The organism is Bradyrhizobium sp. Leo78 (genome assembly GCF_059512425.1).
Genome location: NZ_JCAMOT010000010.1, coordinates 18,352 through 37,736, shown reverse-complemented (window position 1 = coordinate 37,736; position 19,385 = coordinate 18,352). Strand labels below are relative to the sequence as shown.

Sequence of the window (19,385 nt, the reverse complement as noted above, 5' to 3'; positions counted from 1 at the left end):
CGCGCACCGGCTGCCTTGTTGAGGCCGCGTTTTCTACCTTACCTTGCACACTTCAAAAATAGAACTGGGAGGAACCCGCGTGACCACCCGTCGAAACTTCTTGAAGGGCGGCGCTGCCGCCAGCATCATGTTCTGCAGTTGCGGCCTGTTGCGCAGCGCGCACGCGCAGCAGCCGGCGCGCCAGACGCTGCCAGTCAGTGTCAGCGGCAAGCGTGTGAAGACCATCGACGTTCACGCGCATTGCCAGATCCGGGAAGCCGGCGAACTGCTGGGCAACGATGCCAGCAAGATCCAGGTTCCTCCGGTGCGCGGCGCCGAGGAAGCCTTCATCAATCTCGATCAGCGGCTGGCGGCGATGGACGCGCAGGCGGTCGACATGGAAGTGCTGTCGATCAATCCGTTCTGGTACGGCCGCGATCGTGAGCTCGCCGGCAAGATCGTAGAGATGCAGAACGAAAAGCTGGCCGAGCTTTGTGCATCCAAGCCCGAGCGTTTTGCGGCCTTCGCGTCGCTGACGCTGCAGGCGCCCGATCTCGCGGTGAAGGAGCTGGAGACGGCGGTCAGGAAACAGGGGCTGAAAGGCGCGGCGATCGGCGGCATGGTCGAGGGCATGCCGTTTTCCGATCCCAAATTTCACCCGGTCTGGGCCAAGGCTGAAGAGCTCGGCGTCCCCTTGTTCATCCACCCGCAGGGGATCGCGGAATTGAACAAGCATCTTGCCGGCAACGGCTGGCTCTCCAACCTCGTTGCCTACCCGACCGAGACCAGCATCGCGCTCGCACACCTGATCTTCGAAGGCACGTTCGATCGCTTCCCCGGCCTGAAGATCATCGCCGCGCATGGCGGCGGCTATCTACCTTCCTATGCGGATCGTGCAGATCACGCTTGCCTGGTCAGCCCGGCCAATTGCAATCCCGACATCAAGCTGAAGAAGCGGCCGACCGAATATCTCAAGCAGATCTATTTCGATTCGCTGGTGTTCACGCCGGAGGCCATCCGGCATCTGGCCGCGCAGGTCGGCGCATCCCAGCTCGTGCTGGGCAGCGACTATCCGTATCCGTGGCAGTTGCAGCCGGTCGACCACGTCTTCGCATGCACGTCATTGAGCGACGAGGAGAAGGCCGACATCCTCGGCCTGACCGCGGCGAAGCTGATCAACGTCCAGGCGTGATCGTCAGCCGCAGCGAAAACGAGAAACGGCAGCGATGGTCACAGCACGTTCGCGGCGAAGGCTCAGACGCTGCGGACTTGCGCTCCGTTCCGACGGACGCGCTCTTCGTCCGGACAATCCCGCCCTGCAAGTTTCCAGAGGCAGGAGAGAATCACCTTTGCCTCGGTTTCGTCGAGCCGCGACATGACCCTTTTCTGATGGTCCCGGGCGCGCCGTTGCAGCACCTTCACGAGCTGATGGCCGCTCTTGGTGAGGTGGATCTGTCTGACGCGGGCATCTTGGGCGACGTGGGTGCGCTTGGCTAGCCCGCGCTGTTCCAGGCTGTTGAGGGTCGGAACGATCCTCGGGCGCTCCACTTCAAGGCTCTTGGCGAGATCAGCCTGGTTGATGCCGGGGTTCTCCGCCACCACCACAAGCACCAGGAATTCCGCAGCCGTTACGTCGGACTCAGCGAAACACTGAAGAATTCCCTCAAACACCGCCAGTTGCGCCCGATGGAGGGCATAGCCAAGGGAATCGTCAAGGTAGGACATTTCTGCTGGTTCAATATGCTCGCGGGACAGGATGGGCATGACCGACGGCGCCCCCGACTGCTCCTTCTGGAAGCGACCCTGGAGCGCCGACAGGGCGCGGGATGCTGCATCGGCCGCCATAGGAAACGCCAGAACGAAAATCGAAATTCACCGGCCGGTTCTGCATAAAATATGAGCAAAAGCGGAACACGCGCAACAACAATATGTCGCGCGGACACCATGTCACGTGAATAATATGTCATCTCAAAGGAAAGACCTCCGGCGGGGCATCGCCGGAGGTCCCTGGAGGTCAACACGAAGAACTGTTTGCGGCAGGTCTCTGTTGACGTTGGCTAGAGCATGATCCGGAAAAGTGGAAACCGGTTTCCCTCGCGACAAACGCGAGGCGTTTGCGCGGAGATCATGCTCAAACAGATAGAGGGGATCATGATCCGATTGGTCTAATCGGATCATGATCTGGAGCCGCAGGCGCGCTGCGGCTCTTTGTCCTCAGAAGTTACGCTGCGCGCGGAGCTGGAGCAGGTAGGTATCCTGGTCCTTGAACTCGTAGCGGGCCGAAGGCTTGGGCGCCGACGGGCCCAGGACAGCGGAGCCCTGGAAGCTCTGGTCGAGATGGAACCACTGGAATTCGGCCGAGAAGGTCAGGTTCTTGACCGGGGTCCAGCGGGTGACCGCGCCGAGCTGCGAGACGTTGAAGTCGGGGTTGCAGACGTAATTCGCGCTGACCGCCTTGGCCGGCGTGGTGTAGTTGAGGCACATGAACGCCTTCGCCGCACCATCATACCGGACCGCCGAATAGCTGCCGAAGAGGCTGGTCGACCAGTACGGATCCCAGTTGTGGTTGAAGGCGCCGCGGACGCCGAAGGCTTCCGTCAGATGCAACGATCCGTCGCCGCCGGCCGCGACCGGCAGGTAGACGCCGTCGGTGGTGGCACCGAAGCCGATGCTCTGATAGGCGCCCGCGCCGCCGCCGCCGAAGATCGCAAAGCTCGGCGAGGACGACGAGGTGGCGATCACGTACTTGGTCGCGCCCTTGGCGTAGCTGACATCGAACTTGATGTCGTCGCCGGGGCCGGTCGGGATGTTCTTGATGTTCACGCCGATCATCGCCGCGCCACCCCACTTGGTGTCAGGGTGACCGGAAAGCTCGGACGCTCCGGTCGGTGCCGCACCCGGCAGACCCACGCCGCCGGCGGGAGCGCCGAGTGCGTTGAGCGTGTTGTAGGAGCCGCTCACTTCATGCGCCGCGGCCGAAATCTGGAACAGACCCCAAGCCTGGTCGATGCGGATGTTGCCGACCACGTCAGGCGCGTGAACGCCCGCATAGGCGTTGCCCGTATTGAACGTCGCGTTCAGAGGCAGCGACAGGTTGTAGACCGCGGTGCGATCCCAGACCGTCGGATCATCCAAGCCGATGCTGGCCGAGATGCCGTTGCCGAACTGCGCGGTGTACTGGATGTTGTTCACACCGGTGTCGGTGTTCTGGCCGCCGAGCAGGTTGGAGTTGATGTTGCCCGGGAAGCCCTGCCACGGAGTAGCGTAGGCGGAGGCAGACTTACCGAAGGTGAAGCCGGCGAACTGAATGAAGACATACTCAACCGCGACATAGCCGCCGCCGGGAGTGTCGAGCAGCTGCGAGCCGGCAACCGGCAGGCCGGTATTGATCGAGTTCGGGTTGTAGGTGCTGCCGCCGAGCGTCGAGAACTGGAAGTCGGCCTGACCGAAGGTGCGAACCACGCCATATTCGGTGGCGGTGCGGGTATCGATCGTCAGCGCCATACGGGAACGAGCGGCGAAGTAATCGCGATACCGGTTCCCCTGACCGATATCGCCGTTCCACGCCGGGGTGCCATGGATGCCGCCGTTGAAGGTCGCGTCCACGCGCAGATAGCCACCGATCTTCATGCAGGTGTCGGTGCCCGGGATGTACCAGAAGCCGGCGCCGTACAGCGAGCAAACCTTCACATATTCGACGGCCTTCGCCTTCACCGGAAGGTCGGCCGCCTGCGCGCCCGCCAGAGTGATGAGGCTTGCGGCCCCACCAAGTACGAATGTCCTAACGACAGTCATTTTATTGCAACCTCCTGATCTGACGGACTGGTGTCAGTCGAAGCGGAACGAGCGGCCTGAGACCCATCGCTCTCGCGTAATGCCCAATTACAAGTGTCTCAAGCTGACGGAAAATTTATCGCGTCCAGCCAACCAGCCCCCTTGCCCGAGCATAAGTAACGAACTTATTTGTCATGATCTAGATAACACCATTATCAAATGACAACAAAATCGATCTTGTTGCAGCCAAGCTACACTCGGTGACATGACCAATGAACGGAGCAGATGTATTCGCAATGAGGAAGCGAGACTCTATTCGACAGTTTGGTCGGGAAATCGCGTCGCTCCACGCATCTCTTGATGAACTCTATCAGTCCTGGGCGAAAACGCTCGGAATCACCGGCCCGCAATGGAAGATCATGCTGATCCTCGCCGATGCCGGCGATGACAACGGGTTGTCCGTCGGCAACGTCTCGAAAATTTTGAACGTCGAAGCATCGTTTGTCACAACACAGTCAAAAATCCTTGAGAAAGAGGGCTTAATCCAGAGAAAGACATCGCGACGAGACGGACGAATCGTCAACCTGTCGTTGACGCATCGAGCGTTGGAGCATCTGGAAGGACTGGCACCGCGACGAGATTCATTGATTGAATTTATCTTCGCGGAGTTCGCGCCCGGCGAACTCGATGAGCTCAGTGGAAAACTATTCTCTCTCAAGGAAAGGCTGGAGAAAGCACGTCTGCAGGTGGCGGAGCCTTAGAGAACAGGCGCACCGGCGATGGACCTTCTCGGCAGCCTCGGCATTCTGGTACGCGTAGCGGAAGTTCTTTCGTTTTCCGCCGTCGCGCGCGAGCGTGATGTGAGCCAGGCCGCGGTCGCCCGCCAGATTTCGCAGCTCGAAGAGCACTTTGGCGTTCGCTTGTTCCATCGCACCACGCGAAAGATCAGCCTCACCGATGACGGACAGATGCTTGTCCTCCTCGCGCGACCGATATTGGACGGCGTCGAGGGCATGCTGACCGCCGTGGGACGACAGAGCGCCTCTCCCATAGGCCTGGTCCGCGTCGGCGTGACGGGGACCGCAGGCCGCTTCCTCGCGCGGCGTCTGCCCGAGTTGCTCGCGGATCACCCGGGACTGAAGGTCGAGCTCGTGGTGAGCGATCGGATCGGCGACATGATCGAAGATCGTCTCGATCTAGCGATGCGCGCCGGCGAGATATCGGATGCATCGCTGGTCGTTCGTCACGCCGGCACGATTTCGCGCGTCGCCGTGGCGGCGCCGAGCTATATCGAAAAGTATGGCGAGCCTTCCTTGCCCGCCGAACTTGCAGAGCACACCTGCATCGTGCACGCCACCAGCCAGAATTCGGATATGTGGACGTTCGTGACCAACGAAGGCACCCAGCAATTTCGCGTGTCGGGCGGATTCCTCGCCAATGACGGCAGCGCTGTGCATCTGGCCGCCAGAGGCGGATACGGGATTGCCTATCTCACGCTGGTCGACGTGTTCGACGATCTGCGCAGTGGCCAGCTTATCCGCGTCTTGAACAACTTCCCGTCGCCGAACATTCCGCTCAGCCTGGTCTACTCCTCACGCCGACATCTTGCGCCGCGCACGCGCGTGGTGCTGAATTTCATCCTGGAAGAGCTGCGAGAAATTCGCGCTTTGCTTTCCGAGGACCCGGGCGCGATCCAGGACCAGGGAAGCGACCGAAGCGCTCCGGTTCTCAGCGTGTGAAGCGCGGGCCGCCGAGGCGAACCCGCACTGTCGTTCGACATTCAGGATGGACGATGCGTCAGTCGCAGCGAAGCTGCCGATTGTCCGCTGCAGCAACGGCTCGCGATCCGGATTTCTGAGACCGAACCCGCGGCGCGCATTGCGAAGCACGACCGCCTTCCATTGCCGCATAGGCGCTGGCGTCATTCACAAGCTTGTTTGCGCTCGCGCCCGAATTCAGCACGTCCGAGTTCGGGTAATAGAATGCCCGCAGGCCGGGCTCTTGAATCGCTTGCTGCGCGAACACCGGCGCCGCCGCCAGCGCCGAAAGCAGCATGGCCGAAGCGACTGATATTTTGAGGCTGTTCATCTTGTTTCTCCGTAACTGCCTTGGTGAGGATCACGGCAGCAATCATCGCCCACGCAACAGCGTGGTACTGGTAATCGTTTGAGGGACATGCCCGCCTGACTCGCAATGGCTGCAACTGATCTGACAGCACAGCTATCGCGGAACACCGATTCGGAAAAAGCGCGCCGCGCTTGAAAGACTTGTGCGCAAATCGCAGAAATCGGCGCGTCGCCAAGCGGCGCAAGGAATGCATCGCGGCTGGTGCGAAAATAACGATGAATTACCTCTACACGACCGCGTGAACAACACGATAAACGCCGCTATACGCTCGTCGGATGTTCGATTCATATCTCGCAAAATGGCGCCTCGTCCCTGATGGCGAACCCATTGTCACCCATGCGGCGCGGCTGCTGCCGGTGCTACGGCACGGCGAACCCGCCATGCTCAAGCTGTCGTTCGAGGAGGACGAACGCCTCGGCGGCGCGGTCATGGAATGGTGGGATGGAGACGGTGCGGCCCGCGTGCTGGCGCGCGACGAACACGCGCTGCTGCTGGAGGGCGCCATCGGTCCGGCCTCTCTCAGCGACATGGCCCGAACGGGGCAGGACGATGAGGCCTGCCGCATTTTGTGCCGGACAGCCGCCCGCCTTCATGCGCCCCGCACCAAGGCCTTGCCGAAGCTGATACCGCTGGCGCAATGGTTTCGCGAACTCGCGCCAGCCGCGCGAACCTACGGCGGGATTCTTCCCCGCTGCACCGAGACGGCCGAAGCCCTGCTCCGCGATCAGCGCGACATCGTCGTCCTCCATGGCGATCTGCACCACGACAACGTGCTGGACTTTGGCGCGCGCGGCTGGCTCGCGATCGATCCCAAACACATCGTGGGCGAGCGCGGCTTCGACTTCGCCAACATCTTCACCAATCCCGATCTCGCCGACCCGACGCGGCCGGTGGCCACCGTGCCGGGTCGCTTTGCACGGCGTCTGGACATCGTCGCAGAAGCCGCAAAGCTCGACCGGCTTCGCCTGCTTCGCTGGATCCTGGCTTGGACCGGTCTGTCTGCAGCCTGGTACTCGGGCGACGGCGATCCGATGGCGGAGATCGATCTGCACATCGCGCGACTCGCTGCGGCCGAGATCGATCGAATGGGTCGATGAGGAACTTCGCACCTGGCCTGAAAGTTATCGTGGGACATCATTGGGAGAAGCGAATGTCAAAAAGTAAGCTCTCCATGCTGATCGCCGCAGCTCTCGCACTCGCGCCACTTCAGGTGTTTGCGCAAGGCGTCGGCAGTCCACCGCCACCCAGGCCTGGAGACCCGGCCGCTGCAACAGGCGCCGTGGGCGGAAGCGCGCCGCCACTCAAACCTGGAGCCCGGACCGGTGGTACCCCCGGCAGCGTGGGCAGCCCACCGCCACCGAGGCCTGCGCCTCCGAGCGATGGCAAGAAAGGCGACTAGCGCGCCAACGGCAGGGCATGCTGTTTTCCGTCGCGATGCATCTTGCCTTCGACTGTTCTGCATCTGACTTCATTTCGTTCCCAAGGAACGAATCGAAGCCGCGAAAATCGGTCCGGACGGCGTCCTAACGATTAGTTTCCGCCGAACGTGGCGACGTCATCTCATTGACGCTGCGTCGTAGCTTTGACTAGCATCGACTGCGTCATCTGCCCTTTGTCTCCATTCAGGATGGTCGCCATGCGTGCACTATCTCCCTCGTCGATTCGACCGCCCTTGGCGCGATACAGCCACGGGATCGCCGTGCCGGCGGGCCACCGCCTGGTGATCACTGCGGGGCAACTCGGCATCGCTCCAGATGAGAGGATTCCCGCGGACAGCGAAGCGCAGGCCGATCTCTGCTTCGCAAACATTGCGGCGATCCTTGCCGAGGACGGGATGGCGCTGGCGAACGTCGTCCGCCTCAGCGTCTATGTGACGGCCCGTGAGCACATGGAGGGCTACAGGCGATCGCGCGACCGGCAGTTTCCGGGAACGCCGCCGGCGACGACGCTGATAATGGTGGCCGGCTTGGTGCGACCGGAATTCGTTATTGAGATCGAAGCCATCGCGGCCGCCCCTTAGCGCGTTGCCGGACAGTGGTTGCGCGCGAGAGTGAATGCAAGAGAGGCGACTAGCACGCCCGCGGCGGGGCGCGCTGTTTTGCGGGCGATGCACCTGTCTTTGACTGTTCTGCATCTGACTTCATTTCGTTCTCAAAGAACGAATCGAAGCCGGAAAAAGCGGACCCGACCGAATCCTAACGATTGGTTTCCGCCGAGCCTGCCGAAGGCGTGAACACGACTGGCGATATCAGAAACGGAGCAACGGGGCGTTGCAGCCCCTGTCGCGCACGATCGATTTGGCACACGACAGGAGCAGGACCGGATTGGCCCGCGCTAGCTCACGGCCCGGAACTGGACTTCGCCTTTGTTCAAGAAGCACGTCTTGTTGAACAGCCGCAAGTCCAGCGGATTAGGCAGCCGGACATCGCCAATGTCAGGACACGTCTTCTTCGCCGGATCGTAGGAGCGATCGATCTGCGAGATGAAGACGATGATCAGCCCCCGCTCCCGCGCGAACGATTTCAGCACGCGAACCTGCTCGGCCAATCCCGGGTGTTCACGTTTCTGATCGAGCAATTGCAGATAGTCCACCACCACCAGGGTGCCGCGAGCTGCCGTCGCCAACACCCTCGTGATGTAATCGGCACTTATCGCGTCGGAGCAGTCGAGTTCGAACAGTCCGTCGAACCGCGCGTACTCCGCGCCGATGGCCTGGAAGCGATCCAGAACGTCCCTTTCGGTATACTCCAGCGTGAAGAACACGGCGCGATTGCCGGATTTCATGGCCTCAATGGCGAGCTCGAGACTCATCAGCGTCTTGCCCTGGCCCGGACGCGCGCCCACCAGCACCAAGTCACCAGGCTTCAACCGAGCAAGCAGCTTGCCGGCGGGCCTGGACGCGGACAGCTTCGCCGCAAGCAGGCTCCAACCGCTATAGCCTTCCTGAAGGGCGATGCGATTCAGCGCGACATGGAGTGGAATACCTTCCTCGCGGGATAGTCGTTTGGCTTTGCGCTTCAAATGGTAGAGCGGCGCAGACAGCTTCATCGGCAACCTCCTATTGCGAGCAATCTTCGCAATCCCTCCTTATGCTTGCCGCTCGAACAGTCGGTTCGATGATCAGGTAGCCCGGTATGAACAATACTTTCCCGATCGGAGGGGGAGGCGCGGGCCGCGCTCGAATCGGATGATAGCGCACTTCGTGGCGGACCGGAATCGCACGGGTCCGACCTCCGACCAAGCGCTTGTACGACCATGCCGCCTCGTATGAGAAAGCCCCCGCTAGGCAGCGGAGGCTCTTTCAGAAGTTGAAGGGCCGGGCAGTATCTTGCGGATCCAAGAATGCCCGCTTGATGGCCCGATCGCCTTTTCCAATTTTCTCCGGCTGTTGCCGGCCGTCTTCACCAGTCGTCCGGTCAGTCGTTGTCATGATGAATGACGGTTTTCTCGCGAGATCCGTCCTCATTTTCTTTCTTGATGACCGTTGTCCTGTCGGTCTCGCGAGGCTCACGTTCTTTGATGACGGTGGTCCGATCGCGGTCGCGATGATCGCGAGGCTCACCGATAGTGACACCTCCGCCAACCGGTCCGGTTTGAACCCCAACGCCAACGTCTTCAGCCAAAGCGGGGGCGGCAAACGACACCATCAAGGCGGCGGCAAGAAGGTAGCTCCTCATTTCATTCCTCCATTCCGATTACAGATGAAGAACGTGCCGGTGCGACATTTTGTTCCTGTCCTGAAGGACGTCGAAACCCTGGACCTCCGATCAAAAAAGCCCCGCAAAAGCGGGGCTTCTTGAAGTTACCACTTCTGACGACCGTACCAGTCATCGATCTCTTTTCTGGCCTGGTCCTTCGCATAGCCGTAACGTTGCTGCAAACGTCCTTCGAGTTGGTCCTGCTTTCCCGCGATGACGTCGAGGTCATCATCGGTGAGCTTTCCCCACTGCTCCTTGACCTTACCTTTCATTTCCTTCCAATTGCCCTCAACGCGATTCCAATCCATTGCTCTCCTCCTTGGACAACTGGTGGCCAACCGACATTGCATGCTTTTGTTCCAATAGCCTGCGCTGCGGCTTCTTGTCTGAACAATCGACATTGCTGCCCGCCTGCTCGAAAGGTACCTCGCTCGCTTCATGAAGAGCCCGCGACATGGCGCGGGCGCTTGCCAAATCCTGGAAGGGTCGAGCATCACGACGACAGCGCAAGAAGGTCGAAATATTATTCGCTCCCGGCCGTCGAGAGAGAGCCGGAGCCGCCCGTCCTTTCAGCTGCAGTTCGCTCAGGTAATCGTCCTCGATGATCCAGGCGTCGTTCCGCCGAGCCCAGGCGATCAGTGCAAGCCGCCGCGGCAGCGACATCGTCATTCCGAGCGGTGCCTGCTGGCCTGGCGTTACAACTGGCAATGTCGCTCCACCGGCGGTCTGGACACCAGCGGCGACATCAAGTCCTTCCGAGCTGAGCGGCCAGATCGCGCCAAGAGGGTAACCGCGCGCCCGAGGTGAGCCGCCCGTTCTCGATACCCTCTCTGACCGCGCAATAGATCTGGGCAGCCAGCGGGGTCCTTCTGGCACGATCAAGTCGGATGCGGAGGCCAGCCATTGCGCGATGGTACAGCCAAAATTGGCAATCTTGGTACTGTTTTATGACCAGCCGCAGCGCATCTATTCGTCAACACCGGCGACCGGAGCGATCCCGATGCATCAGGCTTGGTGGGAACCCCGGTCAATGCAGACAGCGCAGATCGCAGGGATGGAGACCGGACTTCGACAATGGCTGACATTTTGTGGATAGCCGGCGCGTCCACGCTCCCGAGCCAAAGAGACAAATGACCGAGGAGAAAATTATCATGAAAGCGATCGTTGTGACGGACCAAGCGGCGGGAACGGCCGGGATGACGCTGGTGGAGCGGCCCGAGCCGCAGGCAGCGATAAACGACGTCGTCGTTCAGGTTCATGCGTCGGGATTCGTCCCGACTGAGCTGGCGTGGCCCTCGACCTGGACCGATCGCCTCGACCGTGATCGAACACCGTCGATCCTGGGGCACGAGCTGGCCGGAGTGGTCACCGCTCTCGGATATGGCACGACCGGTCTGTCGGTGGGACAGCGGGTGGTCGGCCTCGCGGACTGGTATCGCGACGGCACGCTGGCCGAGTATGTGGCGATCGAGGCACGCAACCTCGCGCCGCTGCCGGGCGATCTCGACTTCACGGTCGGCGCGAGCCTGCCGATCTCGGGCCTGACCGCGTGGCAGGGACTGTTCGAGCACGGCCGCTTTCAGGCGGGGCAGAGCGTCCTCGTGCACGGTGCGGCCGGCGCAGTCGGGTCGATGGTGACGCAACTCGCACGAGAGGCCGGCGCCTACGTCATCGGTACCGGACGCGCCGCCGACCGTCAGACGGTGCTCGACTTCGGCGCGAAGGAGTTCGTCGACCTCGACAACGACGCCCTGGAAGACGTCGGCGGAGTCGATCTCGTGTTCGATGTCATCGGCGGCGACATCGGGAAGCGGTCCGCAGGCCTGATTCGAGCCGGAGGAACGCTGGTGTCTATCGTCGGGCCGGCCGAGGCACGGCCCGCCGACGGCCTCGCGGTCGACTTCGTCGTCGAGTCCGATCGTGCCCAACTGAGTGAGATCGTCCAGCGGGTGCGGGACGGACGACTGCGGACGAACATCGGCAACGTCTCGCCCCTCGACGATGCCGTCATCGCCTTAAACCCGACCGAGCGACGCAAGGGGAAGACGATCATCCGCGTTCGTCCCTAAGCGACGCACGCCCATTGATGCACGCAGCCGGCCGGCGCTGTCCAGGTCGGCCGGCTGGCGAGCGCCGATGTGAGCAAGGCGCAAGCGCCCCTGGGTCAACGTGGGCGCCCCCTGCGTGTTGCGCCGGACGGCCTTGCAAAACCTTTGGGAAGCCTATCGCGTGCTTGTAGGGATAGACATTGACGGACGGAACGATCAGCGGTTCGCGCAGCTACGGACCGCCGCTCTCGATTGGCGCTTTGCTGTCTAGTCGACAACTCCGTTCAGCGCGAAATCGAAAATGTCGTAGTTGTGCAGCGGTCCGGCTTTTGCCTTTTCCTTGTATTGCTCGCTGATCGGACGCGAAATCAGGAACGGCACCTTCTGCTCGCCGAGGCCACCGTGCGAGCGCAGCCGATGGCCGGCCAACTGGCTGAGATTATGATCCTCCTGTCGAGCGCCCACCACGGTGTGCCGATCGCTGAAGACCGCAAAATCTCCTTCACGGTCGATGGGCAGTTCGAACTGCCTACATACCTGCTGCTTGTCCAAGACGAGTTCGATTCCCGGCAACGTCTTGGCAAAGGCAATCATCGCGTGGACATCGCCGGGCTTTCGCAGGTGCACCCGAACAAAGGAACCGAGCGCCCCGTGATGACGAACGAATGGATCCGCAATCGGACAAATCACGCGCACCGAGCCGTCGCCGAACCGTGAGTTCAGTTCGTCCTCGAGGTACACGACATTGGGAGTGCCATCCTTGGCAGACTTGTCGTTCATCCCGTGATCTGCGGTAATCGCAACAGTTGCTCCAAGCGAGATGAAGGACGCGATCGCCTTGTCGACAGCCTGATGATACGCGTCAGCTTCGGGCTCGCCCGGCGCATGCTTGTGTTGGACGTAGTCGGAGGTCGACAGGTACATGAGCATTGGATGCTCAGTCGCCAGGAGCTTGACACCGGCGTCGAAGACGAACTGCGAGAGATCTGCCGAGTATTGGTCCGGCGTAGTGCGCCCCACCAATTTTTCGACGTTATCGATACCGTTTTCCTTCAGATTGGCTTTGCCGGCGTACTCCGAGGAAAAGTTGATCCCCTTCATCTCGTAAGCGAGTACCTTCAGCAACTTGTCTTTCGCGGTCACAACAGCCGTCTTTACGCCAGCCCGACTCAATGCACCGAGGATGGTGCCGCACCTAAGGCGTTTGGCGTCGGTAACCATGATCTCCTTGCCGGTTTCCGCATCGAGATAATAGTTTCCGTTGACCCCATGCACGACCGGCGGCACGCCGGTGACGATTGACGTATTATTGGTGTTCGTCGTGCTCGGCATCGAGCAATCCGCGATTGCAACAAAGCCATGTTCTTTGAAGGACTTCATCGTGGGCAACGTGCCGTTCGCAATGCCATGCTCCAGATAAGCGGGGTCGAAACCGTCGACACACACCACGACGGTGGGACGTTTGGGCGCAGCATAAAATCTTCCGTTCACGTCGACTCCCGTAGCGGGATTCTGCGAGGGCGCGAGGCGTTGGTTCATGGATAAGGCTCGGGTGGGCAAATCGTGCATGGCGGCACATTCCCGCTCGCGAGCGAGAGTTTCAATCGAATTAAATGCACCTATATGTGAGTTCTAGTAACTGTACCAGCCAGCAGAGGACATCCGCGAAATCGTTTTGCGGAGAGGTGTCCGAACTCAATTTTCTGGCACGCAGAAATCCGCCGGCGCCGGACAAAATTGACCGGCACGTTTCGTGGGTGCGCTACTTCCCGATCTCTTCTTTCAGCCAATCCACGACGCGATTGACATGTCGCGGGTCAGCTCTCGAAGTAGAATGCGCGAAGTACTGCTCTCCTTTCACAGCGATGCCTGGGAGCGGACAGCGCAGCTTCCATCTGCTCGGGCCAGCGAAGAACTCTTTGGGTGCTACAATCGACCCCAATCCTTCGCGCACCGCATGCATCGCGACGAACATGTGATCAAATCGGTGGCCGCCTTCAAGCAGATAATCGCGGACCCCGGCCTCCTGCAGCCACGCTTCCCAGTGCCCCGGACGCGTTGCCGATGTGATCAGAGAATGCTTGAGGATATCAGCCGGCTTCTTAACGGGGCGACGTTGCAAGAGGACCTCCGCGCTGACAGGGGTAAGGTTCTCGGTGAAAAGTGCCGTGGTATCCTTGAGGTACGATCCAATCCGCTCCGCTGTGCCTCTCGTTATCACTAAATCATTGGCCGATATGTCGGGGGTCTCGCCGGTCATGCGCGTTGAAATCCAAACCGACACGTTGGCATTGCGCACCTCGAAGCGTCTCAATCGGGGCATCAGAAAGTACATTGCAAATGTGGAGGGTGCCTCAATGGCAAGAACCGTCTTGCTTCGCTGGCGTCTCACGTACTCGCAAGCGGCTCCGATATCCTTGAAGGATTGCCCCAACTGTTCTGCGAGAATCTTGCCATAGGGGGTCAGCGTAAGACCCCTTCCCTCACGCGTGAATACGCGTCGACCCAGCCAACTCTCGAGGGAGCGAATTTGCTTGCTAACCGCTCCGTGAGTCACCCCGAGTTCTTTCGCCGCGGAACTCAGACTGTGCGCACGTGCGGCGACGGCGAACGCCCGAAGGGCGATGAGAGGCAACTCTCGTTCCTTGGTCACTGAGCCCTTCCCCGATACCAAAACTCACGTATTATCGCTATATTATCGACTTTCTGTCTGACAGCAAACCGCTCCAGCCGAGAAAAGCGCCACGTTGCACGCGGCGATGCATTGCCTCCAACTCTAGCACTTCGACCATGATCACGGCCGTGAGACCGTGCATACCGAAGGCGCTTTTCGTGGGGCCTTCTGCAAGAATGAGCAGCATGTCGCCTACGGGGATGATGGCTTCCACGCGCAGAATGATGCCGACCCAGCTTGGCGCGCCCCACATCATGAACGCCAGCATAGTCAAGCCCACATTCCGCGCACTCGTACGCGTTACGGACTAGACGGTGCGCGGAATCGCGTTCGCCAGGTGATCAACGGAGCACGATGCAGCCAGACATCGGCGCGCAGTTGATCCAGGACGAACGCCGCAACGTCTTGTCGCGATATGCTTCCGCCATGGAAGTCGGAGAGATCCGTCAGGGCCCGGACCGAGCCGCGGCTGGGCTGATCATTCAGGACGGAGGGCCGAACGAGAATCCAGTCGAGCCCGCTGTCTCTGACGACGGCTTCCTGGCGGTTCTTGTCGGCGTACACCTTCTTCAGGAGAAGCGGAAAGATCAAGTTGTCGAAGAGAAAGCCGCCGTGTCCGGCGCTGTCGCCGGCGCCGATCCCCGTAATGCAAACCAGGCGGGACACGTGCTCGGCCTTCATCGCGCTCACCAGTGCGCGCGTTGCCGTCGAGAGCAGCGTCACCTCGCTGAAGGGGCTTGCCGGCGTGCCGAGCGCACTCACGACGGCGTCCTGTCCCTTGAGGGCTTCGCGCAACGCTTGTTCGTCGCGGACGTCTCCGACGACGAGCTTGGCGCCTTTCAGATCGCTTGCCTTCTCGGTTGAACGCACCAGCGCGGTGACCTGATGTCCGCGCGCCAACGCCTGGCTGCCGATCAGACGTCCGGTGCCGCCGGTCGCGCCAAGAACCAACAGTTTCGATGGGGAAGTCCTGGTGCTGTCGTTCGTGGGATTGCTCATGGATGCCTCCTTGAATGGCGGGACGCCTCTCAGGAGGTCGTGCCGCGGTTTCGGTTTTCGGTGATGATCAGAGCTTGGTTTCCGCGAGCAATTCGCGGGTCCGCTTTAGCGTGGACAGCATGGCGGCCTTGTAGCCCTTGTCGCTGTCAAACTGCGCCTGCTCGGCCTGCTCTTCGGGGCCATTCGGCTTCTTGCCGCGCAGCCCCGTGTAGCAATAGAACCGCAGTTGCAGGGCACCGACCTCGTCCTCGAAGAGTTCGTTGACGATCGCGCCTTCGCGCGGGCCGGTGGCTTGGAAGAAGGTCACCTTCTTCTCCGGCTCGAAGGCGATGATCTCGCGCAGATCGTCGCCGGCGATCGTGGCTTCACGCACGATGTGCGTCTTGCTTTCTTCTACCACCTCGCAACGCGTGCAGAGATTGGGCGGAAGAAACAGCCGGGCGTCGCGGGCCTTGAGAACAAGGCCCTTCCACACCTGCGCGCGGGTCAGCGGAATCTCGCCTTTCGGATTCACCGGAACGGTGGCGGTCGAATGGATCATGGTCGTATTCCTTGGTTGTCGCGTTTGGGTGAAGCCGCTGCCATCAGGCAGCGGCCGTGATCTCGGCGACGAAGTCGCGATAGGAGCGCAGCGGACGGCCCAGGAGAGCGGTCAGACGCTCGACGTCGCCGGCCTCGGGGATCATTCCGTCAGTGAGGAAGCGCTCGCTCATCAGCCGCATGTCGAAGGCCATCCAGCTCGGCATGAACTGCCTCAGGTTCTTCTCGAAGCCGGCGGTATCGTCGCCCGGATATGCGATCGTGCGACCCAGCACCTCCGACCAGATGGCGGCAGCTTTCGCGCCGGTCAGCACATCCGGACCGACGAGATTGATCCGGTCGAGCGGAAGCGACGCGACGGACGTCTCGCGGCGGACGAGCTCGATAGCAGCGATCTCGCCGATGTCGCGCGCGTCGATCATGGCGAGGCCCTTGCTGCCGATCGGCATCGGGTAGATGCCGTAGCCAGTCATGACGTCTTTGATCGTGAGATCGTTGTTCATGAAGTAAGCGGGGCGCAGGATGGTGGCCCTAAAGCCCATCTGCTCGATCATCCGCTCGACTCCGAACTTGCCGGCGAAGTGGGGCACGTTCACGTAGACGTCGCTGTGGATCACCGACAGGTACACGATGCGCTCGATGCCGGCCTCTCGCGCCAGGTTGAGCGCGATCAGCGCCTGGGTGAATTCGTCCGCCACCACTGCGTTGAGCAGGAACAGGGTCGAGACGCCCGAGAACGCGCTGCGCAGCGAGTCGACGTCCAGCAGGTCGCCTTTCACGGCGTTAACGCTTGCCGGGAAGTTGGCCTTTGCGGGATCGCGCACGAGGGCACGGACATCGGCGCCGCGCTTGACGAGTTGTTCGACGACGTGGCGGCCGACATTGCCGGTGGCGCCGGTAACGAGGATGGTCATGGGGATCACTCCGGGTGGGTTGCGACACCCCCGCAAATTAGTGATCCAAATTCCGCCAGATAGACGCTATATTTAGACAGATCGTCTCACTGGTGGAACGAATGGATTTGCTGGCCCTCGCCGATTTCAACCTCGTCGCCCGCCATGGAGGCTTTGGACGGGCCGCCCGGGCCGCCGGCCGCCCGAAAGCGACGCTCTCCCGCCGAGTCTCGGAACTGGAGAGCAGCCTCGATCTGCGGTTGTTCGAGCGCGGAACGCGCACACTGAAGCTTACTCAGGAAGGTCGAGCGCTTTTTGAGCGGACAGGAGCATTGCTCGCCGAGCTCGACGAAACGGCGGCGGCGATCGCTTCGGGCGGGGACAAGCCGCGAGGCCGGTTACGGGTCAGCGCGCCTCTGCTTTTCTCGCAGACCGCGATGGGAAAGCTGGCTGCCGCGTTCGCGCTGAGATACCCGGAGGTTCGGCTCGAGGTCACGACGGAAGACCGCGCCGTCGACATGATCGAGGAAGGCTATGACCTGGTGATCAGGGTCAATCCGGATCCGGACGAAACCCTTGTCGGACGAATCCTGATGCGCGATCGGCTAGTGGTGGTGGCGAGCCCCGACCTAAGTCGTCCTGCGCGCGATCTTGCCGTTCCGACCGTGGTGCGCGGGGTGAGCGATCTGACATCCGCATGGGATGTGAAGTCGTCAAGCGGAAACTCTCGGATCACGACCGCCCCGGTGCTTCGCCTGTCGTCGATCGTCATGGTCCGCGATGCGGTCCGCGCAGGCGTGGGCGCCGCACGCCTTCCTGTGTCGCTCGTGAGTCACGATCTGGCCGCCGGCAAGCTTGTCCACTGGGGTGATGTCGACGGACCGGAGATCGTCCTCTGGGCACTCTATCCATCGCGCCGACTGCTGAGCGCTCGCGTATCCGCGTTCCTCGACTTTCTCAAGGAAGCCTTCCCCTCAGGGACACCGGAGGAGCTTGCGGCCTTTATCGATTAGCACAACCGCCAAAGACGCCGTCCGGGGCCGAGAACAGCGGCAACCGAGTCGATGAAGAGACGAACGCGCGGCAAACCCGGGCGGCCCGATGGTCGCGAGCTAGTCGAACGGCTCGGTATCGCGCCCGAAGATTTGCCGCTGATGCTTCGCCCAACGGCACCTGGAAGATCGGCGCGTCCACATCCTTGTTGATGGGAGATCACTTGAAGTCCCTCATGCAAGCCACTGGCGTGCATTCGGCACAACTAACGAACCCCAGCGCGCGAAATCGTAGTTTGGGGTACAAAATCGTGTAAATGGCGGAGAGAGTGTCAGTCAATCCCCATTGAAAGATAAAGCGTTTCTGTCTTTCCTAGACCAAAACCCACACTCTAAGCTACGCTGGAAGATAGTATTTTGTCTCCGACAGAATCTCTTTCCGCTGATAGATCTTTTCATCGACAACAGTACCTTATGCCAGTTTCGCGACGCAGCGTGGTGCGGCGTATGAATGAGCGGGGCGGCGAGGTCACAGATGCTGCAAAACACGATCCTTGGGACTGGTCGATGCGTTGTCCCTTGCATGTCGGGCGACCATTTGCCCTCCGAAGGCAGCCGCCGCGCGATGATCGGAATTGATGCACAGCGGCGAGAGCGCACTGCGCCACCGGCTGGCAGATGGCCAGCGGGTTTTCCTAACTCAACTCGAACTAACCCTTATCGGCCAGCGCGAGTTCCGACGTGATCCAATCCACGAACGTTCGCAGGGCGCGGCGTTGCCGACTTGCACGCGGAAATGCCAGATGATGGCCGACGTATCGAATGTCGACAGAACGACCGACCAACGGCGCCACCAATCTGCGAGATGCCATTTCACGCTCGGCCAGACGAGTCGATTCCAAAGCAACGCCGACACCGCCGCATGCCATGGCTATCGCGAGGAAGCTGCGATCAAAACGCATTCCGTGGATGGCCGGCGGCTCAAGTCCGTTCGCAGTGAACCATTGATGCCACTGCACTTGCTTAACGTCTGAACGGATGAGCACCGCGCCCAAAAGATCCTTTGGCTTGCGAATCTTTTTCGCGACTTCAGGCGTGCAAAGCGGGGTAACAGTTTCTTCCCCAAGAGGTATCACATCGACGCCTTCGCCGCGCGGCTGACCATAAACAATGTCAAGATCGAAGTCGTCATTGGTGAACCGAGCATAGTCGGTGTTGGCGGCAAGCCTCACTTCGAGCCGCGGTTCGGCAGCGAGGAATTTTGTCAATCGCGGGGCCAGCCATTGCGCGGCGAAACTTGGCGCACAATGCACCCTCAAGAGCTGCGGCCCGCGACCGGCAACCTCTTCGATGCCACGTCGCAGATTGTCAAAAGCCGCGCCGGCGTGACGCATCAGGTTTTCGCCCGCCGGCGTCAGACGGACGGAACGTGCACTCCTTTCGAACAGAGTGGTGCTCATCGTGCTTTCGAGCTTGCGGATGGCGTGACTGACTGCGCTCGGAGTCAAATGCAGTTCGTCGGCCGCGCCGCTGAAGGAGCCGGTGCGCGCAGCCGCCTCGAAGGCTCGGATCGCCGAGATCGGGATGCTCGACAGCAGCATGCCTATGAGTGAACCAGATTCACATATCCAAGACAACAGCGCGTTTGTCCCTGCAGCGCC

Annotated in this window: 20 protein-coding genes and 2 pseudogenes; 8 read left to right on the top strand and 14 right to left on the bottom strand. The window is 61.0% G+C overall.

The features are described from left to right. Positions 1 to 79 precede the first annotated feature (79 nt). Positions 80 to 1,171 (top strand): amidohydrolase family protein, encoded by a 1,092-nt coding sequence (locus tag AC5ZG1_RS15255; protein ID WP_496133358.1) that lies wholly within the window; start codon positions 80 to 82, stop codon positions 1,169 to 1,171. Positions 1,172 to 1,233: 62 nt separating this feature from the next. On the opposite strand, the gene AC5ZG1_RS15250 is transcribed toward AC5ZG1_RS15255, so the two are convergent. Both AC5ZG1_RS15250 and AC5ZG1_RS15245 read right to left on the bottom strand, forming a co-directional pair. Beyond that, positions 1,234 to 1,824: a MarR family winged helix-turn-helix transcriptional regulator gene (locus AC5ZG1_RS15250; protein ID WP_496133357.1), complete on the bottom strand. Its 591-nt coding sequence runs from the start codon at positions 1,822 to 1,824 to the stop codon at positions 1,234 to 1,236. Positions 1,825 to 2,193: 369 nt separating this feature from the next. After that, complete coding sequence (locus tag AC5ZG1_RS15245) at positions 2,194 to 3,774, bottom strand: porin (RefSeq protein WP_456645427.1); 1,581 nt, start codon at positions 3,772 to 3,774, stop codon at positions 2,194 to 2,196. 251 nt (positions 3,775 to 4,025) lie between these two features. Here AC5ZG1_RS15245 and AC5ZG1_RS15240 point away from each other — a divergent pair, with 251 nt between their 5' ends. Next, positions 4,026 to 4,514: a MarR family winged helix-turn-helix transcriptional regulator gene (locus AC5ZG1_RS15240; RefSeq protein ID WP_496133356.1), complete on the top strand. Its 489-nt coding sequence runs from the start codon at positions 4,026 to 4,028 to the stop codon at positions 4,512 to 4,514. An 18-nt stretch (positions 4,515 to 4,532) separates the two neighbouring features. Beyond that, complete coding sequence (locus tag AC5ZG1_RS15235; RefSeq protein ID WP_496133355.1) at positions 4,533 to 5,492, top strand: LysR family transcriptional regulator; 960 nt, start codon at positions 4,533 to 4,535, stop codon at positions 5,490 to 5,492. A gap of 58 nt (positions 5,493 to 5,550) precedes the next feature. Here AC5ZG1_RS15235 and AC5ZG1_RS15230 read toward each other — a convergent pair whose 3' ends face one another. Further along, a complete protein-coding gene (locus AC5ZG1_RS15230; RefSeq protein ID WP_496133354.1) occupies positions 5,551 to 5,841 on the bottom strand; it encodes a hypothetical protein in 291 nt (96 codons plus the stop codon). A gap of 314 nt (positions 5,842 to 6,155) precedes the next feature. Here AC5ZG1_RS15230 and AC5ZG1_RS15225 point away from each other — a divergent pair, with 314 nt between their 5' ends. Both AC5ZG1_RS15225 and AC5ZG1_RS15220 read left to right on the top strand, forming a co-directional pair. Then, positions 6,156 to 6,977, top strand: a complete 822-nt coding sequence (locus AC5ZG1_RS15225) for an aminoglycoside phosphotransferase family protein (RefSeq protein WP_496133353.1) — start codon at positions 6,156 to 6,158, stop codon at positions 6,975 to 6,977. Between the two features lie 539 nt (positions 6,978 to 7,516). After that, entirely contained in the window at positions 7,517 to 7,900 is a 384-nt protein-coding gene (locus AC5ZG1_RS15220) for a RidA family protein (RefSeq protein ID WP_496133352.1), read from the top strand. A 314-nt stretch (positions 7,901 to 8,214) separates the two neighbouring features. Here the strand turns inward: AC5ZG1_RS15220 and AC5ZG1_RS15215 are convergent, their stop codons facing one another. The 3 genes from AC5ZG1_RS15215 to AC5ZG1_RS15205 all read right to left on the bottom strand — a co-directional run bounded on the left by AC5ZG1_RS15215 (position 8,215) and on the right by AC5ZG1_RS15205 (position 9,886). After that, on the bottom strand, positions 8,215 to 8,928 hold the full coding sequence (locus tag AC5ZG1_RS15215) for a DNA helicase (protein WP_496133459.1): 714 nt from the start codon (positions 8,926 to 8,928) through the stop codon (positions 8,215 to 8,217). Between the two features lie 368 nt (positions 8,929 to 9,296). Then, positions 9,297 to 9,557: a hypothetical protein gene (locus tag AC5ZG1_RS15210; RefSeq protein WP_130226734.1), complete on the bottom strand. Its 261-nt coding sequence runs from the start codon at positions 9,555 to 9,557 to the stop codon at positions 9,297 to 9,299. Between the two features lie 125 nt (positions 9,558 to 9,682). Then, positions 9,683 to 9,886 (bottom strand): CsbD family protein, encoded by a 204-nt coding sequence (locus AC5ZG1_RS15205; RefSeq protein WP_028166602.1) that lies wholly within the window; start codon positions 9,884 to 9,886, stop codon positions 9,683 to 9,685. Positions 9,887 to 9,985: 99 nt separating this feature from the next. Between AC5ZG1_RS15205 and AC5ZG1_RS15200 the strand changes: the two are divergent. Beyond that, positions 9,986 to 10,122 (top strand): annotated as a pseudogene (locus tag AC5ZG1_RS15200) (IS5/IS1182 family transposase); the annotation flags it as partial. Positions 10,123 to 10,323: 201 nt separating this feature from the next. Here AC5ZG1_RS15200 and AC5ZG1_RS15195 read toward each other — a convergent pair. Further along, the gene (locus AC5ZG1_RS15195) at positions 10,324 to 10,482 is read right to left on the bottom strand and encodes a GntR family transcriptional regulator (RefSeq protein WP_456646365.1); all 159 of its coding nucleotides are present in this window, start codon (positions 10,480 to 10,482) and stop codon (positions 10,324 to 10,326) included. 247 nt (positions 10,483 to 10,729) lie between these two features. Here AC5ZG1_RS15195 and AC5ZG1_RS15190 point away from each other — a divergent pair, with 247 nt between their 5' ends. After that, a complete protein-coding gene (locus AC5ZG1_RS15190) occupies positions 10,730 to 11,647 on the top strand; it encodes an NADP-dependent oxidoreductase (protein WP_496133351.1) in 918 nt (305 codons plus the stop codon). A 246-nt stretch (positions 11,648 to 11,893) separates the two neighbouring features. Here AC5ZG1_RS15190 and phnA read toward each other — a convergent pair whose 3' ends face one another. From phnA to AC5ZG1_RS15160, 6 genes and pseudogenes are all read right to left on the bottom strand, one after another. Beyond that, on the bottom strand, positions 11,894 to 13,165 hold the full coding sequence (gene phnA, locus AC5ZG1_RS15185; RefSeq protein ID WP_496133350.1) for a phosphonoacetate hydrolase: 1,272 nt from the start codon (positions 13,163 to 13,165) through the stop codon (positions 11,894 to 11,896). 223 nt (positions 13,166 to 13,388) lie between these two features. Next, on the bottom strand, positions 13,389 to 14,279 hold the full coding sequence (locus tag AC5ZG1_RS15180; RefSeq protein WP_496133349.1) for a LysR substrate-binding domain-containing protein: 891 nt from the start codon (positions 14,277 to 14,279) through the stop codon (positions 13,389 to 13,391). Between the two features lie 127 nt (positions 14,280 to 14,406). Continuing rightward, positions 14,407 to 14,577, bottom strand: a pseudogene (locus AC5ZG1_RS15175) (DUF4267 domain-containing protein); the annotation flags it as partial. A 23-nt stretch (positions 14,578 to 14,600) separates the two neighbouring features. Continuing rightward, positions 14,601 to 15,299 (bottom strand): NAD(P)-dependent oxidoreductase, encoded by a 699-nt coding sequence (locus AC5ZG1_RS15170; protein ID WP_496133348.1) that lies wholly within the window; start codon positions 15,297 to 15,299, stop codon positions 14,601 to 14,603. A 67-nt stretch (positions 15,300 to 15,366) separates the two neighbouring features. Then, on the bottom strand, positions 15,367 to 15,840 hold the full coding sequence (locus AC5ZG1_RS15165; RefSeq protein ID WP_496133347.1) for an SRPBCC family protein: 474 nt from the start codon (positions 15,838 to 15,840) through the stop codon (positions 15,367 to 15,369). Positions 15,841 to 15,883: 43 nt separating this feature from the next. Then, the gene (locus tag AC5ZG1_RS15160) at positions 15,884 to 16,753 is read right to left on the bottom strand and encodes an SDR family oxidoreductase (protein ID WP_496133346.1); all 870 of its coding nucleotides are present in this window, start codon (positions 16,751 to 16,753) and stop codon (positions 15,884 to 15,886) included. 101 nt (positions 16,754 to 16,854) lie between these two features. On the opposite strand from AC5ZG1_RS15160, the gene AC5ZG1_RS15155 reads away from it, so the two are divergent. Continuing rightward, positions 16,855 to 17,745 carry a LysR family transcriptional regulator gene (locus AC5ZG1_RS15155; RefSeq protein ID WP_496133345.1) on the top strand — a complete coding sequence of 297 codons (891 nt, stop codon included), beginning with the start codon at positions 16,855 to 16,857 and terminating at the stop codon, positions 17,743 to 17,745. A gap of 689 nt (positions 17,746 to 18,434) precedes the next feature. Here AC5ZG1_RS15155 and AC5ZG1_RS15150 read toward each other — a convergent pair. Continuing rightward, complete coding sequence (locus AC5ZG1_RS15150) at positions 18,435 to 19,322, bottom strand: LysR substrate-binding domain-containing protein (protein ID WP_456646369.1); 888 nt, start codon at positions 19,320 to 19,322, stop codon at positions 18,435 to 18,437. Positions 19,323 to 19,385 lie beyond the last annotated feature (63 nt).

What these genes read in the sequence shown, in the direction of transcription:
- AC5ZG1_RS15250 (WP_496133357.1), bottom strand. Translation starts at nt 1,824, where the DNA reads ATGGCGGCCGATGCAGCATCCCGCGCCCTGTCGGCGCTCCAGGGTCGC.
- AC5ZG1_RS15245 (WP_456645427.1), bottom strand. Translation starts at nt 3,774, where the DNA reads ATGACTGTCGTTAGGACATTCGTACTTGGTGGGGCCGCAAGCCTCATC.
- AC5ZG1_RS15240 (WP_496133356.1), top strand. Translation starts at nt 4,026, where the DNA reads ATGAACGGAGCAGATGTATTCGCAATGAGGAAGCGAGACTCTATTCGA.
- AC5ZG1_RS15235 (WP_496133355.1), top strand. Translation starts at nt 4,533, where the DNA reads ATGGACCTTCTCGGCAGCCTCGGCATTCTGGTACGCGTAGCGGAAGTT.
- AC5ZG1_RS15230 (WP_496133354.1), bottom strand. Translation starts at nt 5,841, where the DNA reads ATGAACAGCCTCAAAATATCAGTCGCTTCGGCCATGCTGCTTTCGGCG.
- AC5ZG1_RS15225 (WP_496133353.1), top strand. Translation starts at nt 6,156, where the DNA reads ATGTTCGATTCATATCTCGCAAAATGGCGCCTCGTCCCTGATGGCGAA.
- AC5ZG1_RS15220 (WP_496133352.1), top strand. Translation starts at nt 7,517, where the DNA reads ATGCGTGCACTATCTCCCTCGTCGATTCGACCGCCCTTGGCGCGATAC.
- AC5ZG1_RS15215 (WP_496133459.1), bottom strand. Translation starts at nt 8,928, where the DNA reads ATGAAGCTGTCTGCGCCGCTCTACCATTTGAAGCGCAAAGCCAAACGA.
- AC5ZG1_RS15210 (WP_130226734.1), bottom strand. Translation starts at nt 9,557, where the DNA reads ATGAGGAGCTACCTTCTTGCCGCCGCCTTGATGGTGTCGTTTGCCGCC.
- AC5ZG1_RS15205 (WP_028166602.1), bottom strand. Translation starts at nt 9,886, where the DNA reads ATGGATTGGAATCGCGTTGAGGGCAATTGGAAGGAAATGAAAGGTAAG.
- AC5ZG1_RS15195 (WP_456646365.1), bottom strand. Translation starts at nt 10,482, where the DNA reads ATGGCTGGCCTCCGCATCCGACTTGATCGTGCCAGAAGGACCCCGCTG.
- AC5ZG1_RS15190 (WP_496133351.1), top strand. Translation starts at nt 10,730, where the DNA reads ATGAAAGCGATCGTTGTGACGGACCAAGCGGCGGGAACGGCCGGGATG.
- phnA (WP_496133350.1), bottom strand. Translation starts at nt 13,165, where the DNA reads ATGAACCAACGCCTCGCGCCCTCGCAGAATCCCGCTACGGGAGTCGAC.
- AC5ZG1_RS15170 (WP_496133348.1), bottom strand. Translation starts at nt 15,299, where the DNA reads ATGAGCAATCCCACGAACGACAGCACCAGGACTTCCCCATCGAAACTG.
- AC5ZG1_RS15165 (WP_496133347.1), bottom strand. Translation starts at nt 15,840, where the DNA reads ATGATCCATTCGACCGCCACCGTTCCGGTGAATCCGAAAGGCGAGATT.
- AC5ZG1_RS15160 (WP_496133346.1), bottom strand. Translation starts at nt 16,753, where the DNA reads ATGACCATCCTCGTTACCGGCGCCACCGGCAATGTCGGCCGCCACGTC.
- AC5ZG1_RS15155 (WP_496133345.1), top strand. Translation starts at nt 16,855, where the DNA reads ATGGATTTGCTGGCCCTCGCCGATTTCAACCTCGTCGCCCGCCATGGA.